We start from the raw sequence: 12267 nt of genomic DNA, 5'->3' as shown, positions 1-12267 counted from the left end.
TTTCCCACCCGTGCACCCGCGGCGAGACACGCAGTGGAACAAGCGCTCCTGGATCTCGAGTCCCAGCGCCGAAACGTGCCCCTGAGCCAACTGCTCTCGACTGATGCGAGATCAGCTCTCTCCGTCAACGCGCTCCTGGGAGCCATCGCACCAGAGGCGCTAGCGGAAGAAGCGAAAAGAGCGGTTTCGGAGGGCTACGAAACACTGAAGCTCAAGGTCGCGGGGCGGCCCCTGAAGGAGGACATCGCAAGACTCTCCGCTGTGCGGAGCGCGGTGGGAACCTCCATCCGCCTGCGAGTGGACGCGAACGGGGCGTGGACGGAGCCGGAGGCGAGAGCGGCGCTCGAGGCCCTGGGCCACTACGATCTCGAACTGTGCGAGCAACCGGTGGCGCCCGAGAACACCGAGGCACTGGCCCGCCTCTCCGTGCACACGCCCTGCCCACTGGCCGCGGACGAATCACTGGCCCTCCCCGAGGCCACGCAGCACATCCTGAACCACCCCGGGACGGTGAAGATCCTGGTGCTCAAGCCGATGGTGCTGGGAGGCCTGCTGCCGACACTGAGACTGGCGCGAGAAGCAGCGAGCCGAGGGATGGCCTCCTACGTCACGAGCTCGCTCGACGGTGTCATCGCGAGAGCGGGAGCGGCGCACCTGGCGGCGGCATTACCGTCGGGGAGCTACGCATCGGGGCTCGGGGTGGGGCATCTCTTCAAGGACGAGCCCGGGAACCATCCATTCCGTCCGGTGCGGGGCCGAATCCAGCTTCCGCGGAGGCCGGGCCTGGGAGTGAACTGATGCAGTGGACGTGTCCCATCCGAACCGGCGCCGAGACGAGGCCGGAGGCCCTGGCGCTCACCTTCGGGAACCACCGGTGGACCTACCGTGAGCTGGACACCGAGATCGGCCGCTGGGTGGCGGCGCTCCAGTCGAGAGGCGTGCGGGCAGGAGACCGGGTCGCCCTCCTCGCGACGAACCACGCGGCGGTGGCCCAGCTCTTCTTCGCACTCGGACGCATCGGAGCGGTCCTGGCGCCGCTCAACGCGAGGCTCACGCGAGCGGAGCTCCAGCCCCTGTCCGAGGACGTGGCCCCGAGGCTCACCCTGGCGCTCACGGGACTCGCGGATCGCCTCCCGGGAGCCGAGCCCCTCGAGTCCTTCACGGATGCAGTGACGACCCCCGTCCCCGACTGCGCGCCACTGGAGACACGAACCCCGCGGGTCATCCTCTTCACCTCGGGGACGACGGGCCGGCCGAAGGGGGCGGTGCTGACGGAGGGGAACTTCCGGGCCTCGGCGCGGGCGTCCGAGGCGAACCTGGGCGCCCACCCGGCGCCACACTGGCTGGGGACACTGCCTCTCTTCCACGTGGGGGGCCTGGGGATGCTCACGCGCACGGCGTACGACGGAGGCTGCCTGGTGCTGAGGGAGCGCTTCGAGGCGGAGGACACCAACCGGGCTATCGACGAGGAAGGAGTCACGCACGCGAGCTTCGTGGCGACCACGCTGGAGCGGGTGCTGGAAGCACGAAAGGACCGCCGGGTCCCCACCACGTTCCGGTGTGCCCTGATCGGCGGAGGCCCTGTACCCGCGCCGCTGTTGGCCCGCGCGAGGGCGGCGGGAATCCTGGCGCTCCAGACCTACGGGCTGACGGAGGCCTGTGCGCAGGTGACGACGGAGCACCCGGACGAGGCGGACGGACGCACGGCGGGCCGGCCCCTGCCAGGCCTGGAGGTGCGCATCATGGGGCCCGGAGGCGAGCCCCTGGGGTCAAAGCGGGAAGGGGACATCGAGGTCCGCGGCCCCACGGTGATGGCGGGCTACCTGAACCGGCCCGAGGCCACGAGCGAGGCGATCCGGGACGGCTGGCTGCGGACGAAGGACGTGGGGATGTTGGACGAGCGGGGCCGGCTGACGGTGCTGTCGAGGCGGACGGATCTGATCGTCCGGGGAGGGGAGAACATCTACCCGGCGGAGCTGGAGGCGGTGCTGGCGGCGCACCCGGTGGTACAGGAGGCGGCGGTGGTGGGCGTCCCGGACGAGCGTTGGGGCGAGGTGCCGGTGGCGTTCGTGGCGACACGCGACGGGCTGCCCCTCCCGGAGGAACTGGGAGCGTGGTGCCGCGAGTCGCTGGCGGGCTTCAAGGTGCCGGCGCGTTTCCTGGGAATCGAGGCGTTGCCGCGCAACGCCATGGGGAAGATCGAGCGGACGGTGCTGCGCGAGCGGGCCCGGGGGGCCTGAGTCACGCGGCGTCGAGCGCGTCGTCGGACGCGAGGAGCCAGGCGCGGGCCTCCGCCTCGTCATGGAAGCGGCGGAGGATGCGGTCCATGCCGCTGCCGCGCGCGATGCGGTTGAGCTGGAGCGCGGTGATCTCGCTCCCGACGACCTCTGCGATCCGCCGCATGCCGGCCTTCATCGCGTCCGCCTGGCCCTGGCACAGCACCTCCGCGGCTTCGGGAGAGGTGGTCCGGAGCTGGCGCAGGTCGCCCAGGGCCTTGACGCTCCGTCCATCCCCGGCGAGCGATTTCACGGCGCTCACGGCCTGCTCGACGAACTGCTGCATCTCCTCCGCGCGGATGGACCCTTCCAGGGTGATCTCCACGAGCGCGTTCGATTGATCGATCTTGACCTGGAACAGGGGGAACCTCGCCTGAACGGAGCCCGGAAACGGGGCAATGGTCCTACTCGGATTTACTAACGCGTGCCAGATGCGCCAGGTGTGACGGCACGGTGAACATCAGGGTGGGAGGGACGCGGGCGGAAGTGTGGGGGAATCCCCGTCATCTTCTTGGCGGAGCCGGAGTGCTTGCCTAGAATCCCCGGCCGACGAGAGAGGTCACTCCCCAGTGGATCAGGCAACGCTCAACAAGCTGCTCACGGTCGGCGTGCAGAATGGCGCCTCGGACATCCACTTCCGGCCGGGCGATCCTCCCATCTACCGGGTCAATGGCGTGCTGCGCCCGCTGAAGATGGAGAAGCTCCACCCGGACCACACCAAACAGGTCGCGCTCCACATCATCAGCGATCCGCTGACGAAGACCCAGGTGGACAGCCTGCAGGAGTACGACACCTCCTACGGGCTGCCCGGGGTGGCGCGTTTCCGGGTGAACATCTACCGGCAGCGGGGCACGCTGGCGTGCATCCTGCGCATCATCCCGGATGAGATTCCGACCATCGACGGGCTGGGGCTGCCGCAGGTGCTCAAGACGATCGCCGCCAACGATCGCGGCCTCGTGCTGGTGACGGGGGCCACGGGCTCGGGCAAGAGCTCCACGCTCGCGGCGATGATCGATCAGATCAACCGCACCGAGAACCTGCACATCCTCACCATCGAGGACCCGGTCGAGTTCATCTACAAGAACATCAAGTCCTCCATCTCGCAGCGGGAGATCGGCCCGGACACGGAGAACTTCGCCATCGCCCTGCGCGCGGCGCTGCGCCAGGATCCGGACGTCATCCTCGTGGGCGAGATGCGCGACACGGAGACGATCGACATCGCGCTCAAGGCCTCGGAGACGGGGCACCTGGTGCTGTCGACGGTGCACACCACGGACGCCTCGAGGACCATCAACCGGCTCATCTCGGTGTTCCCGGCCGAGGAGCAGTCGATGGTGCGCATGCGTCTGGCGGACAGCCTCAAGGCGACCATCTCGCAGCGGCTGCTGCCGAAGGCGGACGGCAAGGGGCGCACCGTGGCGCTGGAGATCATGGTCCAGACCAAGTCCGTGGAGCAGTACATCCGCGAGGACCGGGCCAACGAGCTCAAGGACGTGATCGAGAAGGGCCGGGACATGTTCGGCATGCAGTCCTTCGATCAGCACCTGAGCTACCTCTACAAGCAGGGGGAGATCAGCCTGGAGACGGCGCAGAGCGCGGCCACCAACCCGGCGGACTTCCAGCGCGCGCTCGAGTTCGAGTGAGCGCGGACGGCCCGGTCCCTCAGCCGCGCGTGCGTTCCGCGACGGCGGGGACTGGGCGGGAGGGCCGGAAGTCCAGCCGTGTCTGGGCGAGGCTCCTCGTCGGCACCGGGCCCGAGGGTCGCATCCGGATCCCTTGTGGCCCGGATTCCCGGGGCGTCTGCGTGACGGCGGGTTCCGTGGCCCTGTGGGCGAGCGCCTCCTGGACGGCGCGGGCGAGCAGGGCCTGGCCCCGGGGATAGGGCGCGGCCTCGTCGAGCAGCGAGCACAACTGTTCCCGTAGCCGCAGGGCCCCCGGGGTCCGCGCGTGCGGCTCCCACTGGAGCAGCTCCAGGATGATGGCATCCAGGAGCGGAGGCACCTCCGGGCGGAAGGTGGACGGAGGGGGGATGGTGCACGGGGTGAAGCCCCAGCGGGGCTCATGGCGGGCCTCGCAGGGGATGACGCGGCGGCCGGTGAGGGCCTCGTACAGGGTGAGGCCGAGCGCGAACAGATCCGCGCGGGCGTCGAACGGCTCGGCGCGGGCCTGCTCCGGGGCCATGTACCCGGGCTTGCCGACGACCCGGCCCGCCAGCGTGAGCGAGACGTGATGGGCGGCGCGGGCGATGCCGAAGTCCCCCAGCTTCACCTCGCCGATGCGCGACAGGAGGATGTTGGGCGGGTTGATGTCGCGGTGCACGAGGTTGAGCGGCGTGCCATCGCTCGCGGTGCGGTGGTGGACGTAGTCGAGCCCGGCGGCGAGCTCGGCGCCCAGGTACGTCACCACGGCCAGGGGGAGCGGACCGCGGGACCGGAGCAGCTCGCGCAACGACACGCCCTCGATGAACTCCATGGCCATGAAGCAGGTGTCGCCGAAGCGGCCCACGTCGAGCACCTGGACGATGTTGGGGTGGTGCAGCAGCGAGCCCAGCTCGGCCTCGCGCCGGAAGAGGGTGACGAAGTGGGGATCTCCGGCATGGCTCGGGAGGATGCGCTTGAGGGCCACCCGCTTCTGGAAGCCGCCCTCGGGGCTGTAGGTGGCGCGGAAGACCTCGGCCATGCCGCCCACGCCGAGCCGCTCGTGGAGGAAGTACCTGCCGAGCAGCTCCCGCGCGCGCACGGCCCGGAGTGCCTCCTCGGCCTTGCGCAGCAGGTGGCTGGCCACGAGCGCCGCGACGCAGCCGGTGAGCAACAGGTACAGGGCGCGCAGGGTGATGAGCGGCGGGGACAGCATCAGGGGCACGGGGGCCTGCAACCGGGGCCAGGCCAGCAACCAGTACAGGAGCAGCGACGCGGTGGCGGCGAGCGCTCCGGCGAAGATGGCCAGCTTCCGGTTGGAGCGCATGGACGCGAGGATGATGAAGGCGCCCCACAGGAGCGAGGTGGGGTTGGTGAGGGCCTGCTCGGCGTTCTCGAAGTGCAGGTCGAGCAGGAACTCGAAGACGCCCACGGAGATCTCCAGGCTGACGTTGAGCCAGCAGATGGCGGGATGGAACCACCCGCGCTGGAGCACCTGGGAGAGGCCGCCGTAATAGACACCGTAGGCCGCCGCCATGCCGGCCACGGCGAGGGCTCGGGGCCAGCCGAGGGCGGGTCCGAGCAGGAGGGTGGCGATCACGAAGCACACCGCGGCGGCGCTGATGAAGCGCGCGACATCGGCCTCGCGCGCGGCGGCGTCCTCGCGCAGGTAGTCGGCGAGGAGCTGGGAGCCCATCGCGCTGGAGGTATTCGGGGAAACTGCTTGTTGCATGACTCCCCGAGTATTCAACATTCCGACAATGTCGCCCAGACCTGCCAGGTAGGCCCGTGCGCTCGTGGATGGGCAGGGCATGGAGTGGCTCGCAGGGCCACACGGTGAGCGGACATGCGGGCGGGATGGCTCTCGCCGCGTCCTTCCACCCGCGAGGGGTGTGCCTGGAGCGCCACACCTCGGCCGTCAGCCCGGTGGGGAAGCCCGGGCCCGGCTCAGGGGCTCGAGGCCGCGGCGGCGGGAGTCTCGGCCGGGGCCCGCCCGCGGATGCGGAGCGAGAAGTCGTCACGATCCTGGGCCGCGAGGGCGAGCGTGTTGATGCGATGGCGCTCGCGCGTTTCAGCGAGGCCCACGTCGGAGTCGATCAACCCCAGGGCGAGGGCGAGCGAGTCGGAGTAGGCGGGCAGCAGGGTGCGGTGATCGTAGGGGACGTTGGTCTCGCTGACCTTCTCGAGGTGGCGCACGAGGTTGGTGGTGCAGTTGTTGGTGAACGAGTTGTAGAACTCGGGCCGCGCCTGGAGGTCTCTCATGCGCTGCACCATGTCGAGGAAGAAGGCGACGGTGCGCTCCTGGGAGGCGCGGATGGGGTAGAGGTAGACGTCATCGCGGCGGTGGTTGCTGCGCAGCTGGATGAGGTCGCGCTCGTCACCGACGACGTAGATGAGCTCGTACTGGCGGAACAGGCCGCCGAGGACCGAGTACGTCTCCCCGCGCTCGCGGCGGATCTCCACGGAGAAGGAGACGAAGCGATCGCCGGAGAACTCGAAGCTGACCATGGTGTGGGCGGCGCCCTCGAAGCCGGAGAATGGCTCGACGATGAACCAGGCGCGGACGAGGTCCCGGGTGTCGTAGGTGGCGGAGTACCAGGAGGCGTCCCAGTCGGTGGTGCTGCGGTAGCGGAAGTCGCGGATGTCGTGGAGGGTGACGCGGGAGCCCAGCACCTCGGCGCGGGCGGTGCGGACGAGATCCGGAGCCCAATCGCGGGTGAGCGAGGGCCGCACGGTGCGCGTCCAGACGAACACGGCGGCGCAGAGCACGGCGAGTGTCCCGAGCGCGATCCCCCGGGAGCCCAGGCGCCAGGCGAGGCCCACGGCCAGGACGAGCGAGAGGAGCACGGCATGCCGCCACCAGGGGACGCCCTGGGGACCCCCACCGGTGAGGAGGATGGCGGGGACGAGCCACGCCATGCCGAGGGCGAGGAGGACGAGCGGACCGGCGAGTGAGAGGAAGCGCATGAACGGCCGGGAGTATCCGTCACGACACCGTGGTCCACGAAATCCACGCGACTCCCTCTCCCTCTGGGAGAGGGCCGGGGTGAGGGTCTACGCTCGCGCGAGATGCCAACCACCGACGAACAGGAACAGGGAGTCCGGCGGGTCTACGGGGAGATCGCCGGTGTCTACGAGACGTTCTTCCCCTCGTTGCAGCGGTACGAGGGGAGGGTGGAGCGGTTTCTCGGGGAGACGGTGGCGCCGGGCCGGCGGGTGCTCGATGTGGGATGTGGTCCGGGGCAGTTGACGCGGGAACTGGAGCCGACCGTAGAGGTCGTGGGGTTGGATCTCTCACCCGAGATGCTCGAGCGGGCGCGCGAGGGCCGGCCGTCGGGCGAGTACCGGGTGTACAGCTACCGGGATCCGGTGCCCGGAGATCTCGGCCGCTTCGACGTAGCGCTGGCGGTGGGGTGCCTCGACTTCTGCGACGACCTGGCGAGAACACTGGGTCACGTGTCCGAGGCGCTGAAACCCGGAGGGCGCCTGCTCTTCACGGTGCTCGAGCGTCGCCTGGGACTGGAGGGGCACGAGGAGTCATGGCGCCAGGTCCAGACGGAGGATCAGGAAGTCACGTTGTACTTCTGGTCCTTCGAGGAGACGGCGAGGGCGCTCGAGGCCGCGAGCCTCCTGCCGCGGACCTACGCGCACGGGCCCGGCTGGGTGCAGCTGCTGGAGCAGCGGACGATGCACTTCGGCTGGTGGGACGTGGAGCGGCGCTGACGGGGCGGAGTGCCCTCGGAGGTAGGGCCGGAAACGGGGCCACCAATCCAGGACAATCCAGACGCAGCGCTGTCGGGGATTGGATCCGATAAGTCAGGCCGTACGGAGGGCAACCGAACATCCTTGACGCGGGGGGCCAGTGTTGCAAAGCATCCGCCGCCCACAAGGTCACACCCTTCCCAAGTGTCAGGAGCTTCGTTCATGGCCCCTCCGAGCGGCGAGAAGATCACCCTGCAGAACGGCAAGCTGACGGTGCCGGATCACCCCATCGTCCCCTACATCGAGGGTGACGGCACTGGCCGCGACATCTGGCGCGCCTCGCAGGCCGTCTTCGATGCGGCGGTGGAGAAGGCCTACAAGGGCAAGAAGAAGATCTCCTGGTTCGAGGTGCTGGCCGGCGAGAAGGCCTTCAAGACGGTCAACAACTGGCTGCCCGACGAGACGGTCACCGCGTTCCGCGAGTACCTGGTGGGCATCAAGGGCCCGCTGACCACGCCCGTGGGCGGTGGCATCCGCTCGCTGAACGTGGCGCTGCGCCAGATGCTCGACCTGTACGTCTGCCTGCGCCCCGTGCGCTACTTCAAGGGCGTGCCCAGCCCGGTGAAGACCCCCGAGAAGGTCGACATGACCATCTTCCGGGAGAACACCGAGGACATCTACGCCGGTATCGAGTTCGAGGCCGGCAGCGCCAACGCGGCGAAGTTCCTCGACTTCCTGAAGAAGGAGTTCCCGAAGGACTTCGGCAAGATCCGCTTCCCGCAGGGAGTGGGCATCGGCGTGAAGCCGGTGTCGCAGGAAGGCACCGAGCGCCTGGTGCGCGCCGCGATCGAGTACGCCATCGCGCACAAGCGCAAGAGCGTGACGATCGTGCACAAGGGCAACATCATGAAGTTCACCGAGGGCGCCTTCCGCAAGTGGGGCTACGACCTGGCGGTGCGCGAGTTCGGTGACAAGGTCTACACCTGGGATCAGTGGGAGGCCACCAAGGCCGCCAAGAGCGAGGACGCCGCCAACGCCGAGCAGAAGGCCGCCGTCTCCGCCGGGAAGATCATCATCAAGGACTCCATCGCGGACATCACCCTGCAGCAGGTGCTGACGCGTCCGGACGAGTTCGACGTGATCGCCACGCTGAACCTCAACGGCGACTACCTGTCGGACGCGCTGGCCGCGCAGGTGGGCGGCATCGGCATCGCGCCGGGCGGCAACATCAACTACGTCACCGGCCACGCCGTCTTCGAGGCCACCCACGGCACCGCGCCCAAGTACGCGGACCTGGACAAGGTGAACCCGGGCTCGGTCATCCTCTCCGGCGAGATGATGCTGCGCCACATGGGCTGGAACGAGGCCGCCGACCTGATCATCCAGGGCATGGACAAGGCCATCGCGAACAAGACGGTCACCTACGACTTCGCCCGCCTGATGCGCCAGGAGAACCAGGGCAACGTCACCGAGGTGAAGTGCTCCGAGTTCGGCCAGGCCATCATCAAGAACATGTAGTCGTCACGAGGAGACAACCCACATGGCTCACACCAAGAAGAAGATTGGTCTCATCGGCGGCGGTCAGATCGGCGGCAACCTGGCCCTGCTCGCGGTGCAGAAGCAGCTCGGCGACGTCGTCCTCTACGACATCCCCGCGGCCGAGGGTCTGGTCAAGGGCAAGGCCCTGGACATCAACCAGCTGTCCGCCGTGGATGGTTATGACTGCCGCGTGACCGGCTCCACCGACTGGAAGGACGTGGCGGGCTCGGACGTGGTGATCATCACGGCCGGCGTGCCCCGCAAGCCGGGCATGAGCCGCGAGGACCTGCTCGAGGTCAACCTGAAGATCATGAAGGACGTGGCGGGCAACATCAAGCAGCACTGCCCCAACGCCTTCGTCATCAACGTGGCCAACCCGCTGGACGCGATGGTGTTCGCGCTCCACAAGATCGCCGGTCTGCCCAAGAACATGGTCGTCGGCATGGCGGGCGTGCTCGACACCAGCCGCTTCAAGTGCTTCGTTGCCGAGGCGCTCGGCTGCTCCATCCGTGACGTGGAGGCCCTGGTGCTCGGCGGCCACGGCGACGACATGGTGCCGCTGGTCCGCCACAGCACCGTGGGCGGCGTGCCCCTCACCCAGCTCATCCCCGCGGACAAGCTGAACGCCATCATCGACCGCACCCGCAAGGGCGGCGCCGAGCTGGTGAACCTCTACAAGACGGGCAGCGCCTACTTCGCTCCCGCCTCCAGCTCCATCGCCATGGCGGAGAGCTACCTGCTGGACCGCAAGCGCGTGCTGCCGGCCGCCGCCCTGCTCGAGGGGCAGTACGGCATCAGCGGCTACTTCTTCGGCGTCCCCACGCAGATCGGCGCGGGCGGCGTGGAGAAGATCATCGACGTGCAGCTCAACGACGCCGAGAAGGCCGAGCTCAACAAGTCCTTCGAGTCGGTGAAGAAGACCGTCGGCGAAGTGAAGCTCTAGTGAGCATCCCCCCCTCTCCCTCTGGGAGAGGGTCGGGGTGAGGGTCTTCCCCATGGATACCGCGTGGACGGCCCTCACCCCCCCACGAGCAAGGCTGATGCCGGAGATGGTGCGGGCTTATCCCTCCGCTCCGGTAATCTTTGCGGCTCGCTGAATTCACCAGTTAACTAGCCGGAAGTATTCGCACCGGAGGTCCGAGCGTCGCGCTCGCACAGTCGCGGCGCTGGCCCTGCCCCCCAGAGGCGTCTGGCCCTCCGGTCACCAAGGAGACGCAGCATGGCAGCAGCAGCGCGGTTCACGGTGGTGGGCGGCGGACTCGCCGGGCTGATGACCACCATCAAGCTGGCCGAGGCCGGTCACCAGGTCGACATCCTGTCGCTCGTGCCGGTGAAGCGTTCCCACTCGGTCTGCGCCCAGGGCGGTATCAACGGCGCGGTGAACACGAAGGGTGAGGGCGACTCGCCGGAAATCCATGTGAAGGACACGCTGCGCGGCGGCGACTTCCTGGCCGAGCAGATCTCCGTGCGCGGCATGTGCTACGCGGCGCCGGGCATCATCTATCTGCTGGACCGCATGGGTGTGACGTTCAACCGCACGTCCGAGGGTCTGCTGGACTTCCGGCGGTTCGGCGGCACGCTGCACCACCGCACGGCCTTCGCGGGCGCCACCACCGGCCAGCAGCTGCTGTACGCGCTGGACGAGCAGGTGCGCCGCTGGGAGGCCGAGGGCCGCGTCACCAAGTACGAGTACTGGGAGTGGCTGGGCACGGTGAAGGATGGCGCGGGCCGCGTCATCGGCAGCGTGGCCATGGATCTGCGCACCAACGAGATCCGCACCTTCCCGGCCGAGGCCGTGTGCCTCGCCACGGGGGGTCCGGGCGTCGTCTTCGGGCGCTCCACCAACTCCATCATCAACACCGGTACCGCCGCCGGCCGCGCCTACATGGAGGGCGCCATCTACTCCAACGGCGAGTTCATCCAGGTGCACCCCACTTCCATTCCGGGTGAGGACAAGCTGCGCCTGATGAGCGAGTCGGTGCGTGGCGAGGGTGGCCGCGTCTGGGTGCCCAGGAAGAAGGGCGACGTCCGCGACCCCAAGGACATCCCCGAGAGCGAGCGCTTCTACTTCCTCGAGGAGAAGTACCCCAAGTACAAGAACCTGGTGCCGCGCGACGTGGCCACCCGGGAGATCTTCACGGTGTGCCGCGAGATGGGCCTGGGTCTGGGCGGCGGCGACGCCGTGTACCTGGACGTCACGCACATCCCGGGCCACGTGCTCACCGCCAAGCTGGGCGGCGTGATGGAGATCTACGAGAAGTTCGTGGGTGACGACCCGCGCCACGTGCCCATGAAGATCTTCCCGGGCATGCACTACTCGATGGGCGGCCTGTACGTGCAGTTCGAGGCGGGTCCGAACAACGAGCCGCTGGTGGGCAGCCCCGTCAACCAGTCCACCAACATCCCCGGCCTGTATGCCGCGGGCGAGGCGGATTACGCCTACCACGGCGCGAACCGCCTGGGTGCCAACTCGCTGCTCTCCTGCATCTACAGCGGCATGATCGGCGGCCCGGCCATGGTGGCCTTCGCCAAGAGCCAGTCCAAGAGCGCCGGCGACGCGGACAACCAGAAGTACTTCGCCGACGCGCAGAAGTACTGGGCGGATCGCTTCGCCACCATCAAGAAGATGGACGGCAAGGAGAACGCGTACGGGCTCACCAAGGAGCTGGGCGATCTGATGACGGAGAACTGCACCGTCGTCCGCTACAACGATCGGCTCAAGAAGACGCTGGAGAAGATCCGCGACTTCAAGGAGCGCTGGAAGAACTGCAACGCGCTGGACACCGGCAACGTGGGCAACCGGAGCATCTCCTACGTCAACCAGCTCTGGAACATGTTCGAGCTGGCCGAGGTGATCGCCAAGAGCGCGCTGATGCGCGACGAGAGCCGCGGCGCCCACTACAAGCCGGAGTTCTCGCTGCCCGAGCCCAAGGTGAAGGATCCGACGAAGGATCCCGAGTGGATGGCGCTGTGGAAGAAGCGCCACGAGAAGTGGGCCAAGACGACCATGGCCGCCTACTCGGTCGAGGGCCCGCAGATCACCTATCAGGACATCCCCACGCCCGTGCTCGATCCCGAGCCGCGCTGGTACGCCTAAGGAAGGGACGGAGGGA

10 protein-coding genes are annotated in these 12267 nt (G+C 68.3%); 7 read left to right on the top strand and 3 right to left on the bottom strand.

Annotated features, from left to right (window positions below; genetic code table 11):
* Positions 1-33 precede the first annotated feature (33 nt).
* Together Q664_RS38745 and menE are read left to right on the top strand one after the other, a co-directional pair.
* Positions 34-798, top strand: coding sequence for a mandelate racemase/muconate lactonizing enzyme family protein (locus tag Q664_RS38745; RefSeq protein ID WP_075207637.1), 765 nt, complete (start codon positions 34-36; stop codon positions 796-798).
* Positions 798-2240: an o-succinylbenzoate--CoA ligase gene (menE, locus tag Q664_RS38740; RefSeq protein WP_043407863.1), complete on the top strand. Its 1443-nt coding sequence runs from the start codon at positions 798-800 to the stop codon at positions 2238-2240. Before Q664_RS38745 ends, menE begins: the two co-directional genes overlap by 1 nt.
* Position 2241: 1 nt before the next feature.
* Here the strand turns inward: menE and Q664_RS38735 are convergent, their stop codons facing one another.
* Positions 2242-2601 carry a SpoIIAA family protein gene (locus Q664_RS38735; protein ID WP_235217051.1) on the bottom strand — a complete coding sequence of 120 codons (360 nt, stop codon included), beginning with the start codon at positions 2599-2601 and terminating at the stop codon, positions 2242-2244.
* Between the two features lie 163 nt (positions 2602-2764).
* Here Q664_RS38735 and Q664_RS38730 point away from each other — a divergent pair, with 163 nt between their 5' ends.
* Complete coding sequence (locus Q664_RS38730; protein WP_481955001.1) at positions 2765-3919, top strand: type IV pilus twitching motility protein PilT; 1155 nt, start codon at positions 2765-2767, stop codon at positions 3917-3919.
* A gap of 19 nt (positions 3920-3938) precedes the next feature.
* Here Q664_RS38730 and Q664_RS38725 read toward each other — a convergent pair whose 3' ends face one another.
* Both Q664_RS38725 and Q664_RS38720 read right to left on the bottom strand, forming a co-directional pair.
* On the bottom strand, positions 3939-5645 hold the full coding sequence (locus tag Q664_RS38725) for a serine/threonine-protein kinase (protein WP_084610668.1): 1707 nt from the start codon (positions 5643-5645) through the stop codon (positions 3939-3941).
* Between the two features lie 215 nt (positions 5646-5860).
* On the bottom strand, positions 5861-6880 hold the full coding sequence (locus Q664_RS38720; RefSeq protein ID WP_043407855.1) for an Lnb N-terminal periplasmic domain-containing protein: 1020 nt from the start codon (positions 6878-6880) through the stop codon (positions 5861-5863).
* Positions 6881-6982: 102 nt separating this feature from the next.
* Between Q664_RS38720 and Q664_RS38715 the strand changes: the two genes are divergently transcribed.
* The 4 genes from Q664_RS38715 to sdhA all read left to right on the top strand — a co-directional run bounded on the left by Q664_RS38715 (position 6983) and on the right by sdhA (position 12251).
* Positions 6983-7636: a class I SAM-dependent methyltransferase gene (locus Q664_RS38715; RefSeq protein WP_043407852.1), complete on the top strand. Its 654-nt coding sequence runs from the start codon at positions 6983-6985 to the stop codon at positions 7634-7636.
* Between the two features lie 201 nt (positions 7637-7837).
* A complete protein-coding gene (gene icd, locus Q664_RS38710) occupies positions 7838-9133 on the top strand; it encodes an NADP-dependent isocitrate dehydrogenase (protein ID WP_043407850.1) in 1296 nt (431 codons plus the stop codon).
* Between the two features lie 22 nt (positions 9134-9155).
* Positions 9156-10097, top strand: a complete 942-nt coding sequence (gene mdh / locus Q664_RS38705; protein ID WP_043407847.1) for a malate dehydrogenase — start codon at positions 9156-9158, stop codon at positions 10095-10097.
* Positions 10098-10373: 276 nt separating this feature from the next.
* On the top strand, positions 10374-12251 hold the full coding sequence (gene sdhA / locus Q664_RS38700) for a succinate dehydrogenase flavoprotein subunit (protein WP_043407844.1): 1878 nt from the start codon (positions 10374-10376) through the stop codon (positions 12249-12251).
* Positions 12252-12267 lie beyond the last annotated feature (16 nt).

The sequence above is a fragment of the Archangium violaceum Cb vi76 genome (assembly GCF_000733295.1).
Classification (GTDB): Bacteria; Myxococcota; Myxococcia; order Myxococcales; family Myxococcaceae; genus Archangium; species Archangium violaceum.
This window is presented reverse-complemented; position numbering and strand designations above follow the sequence as displayed.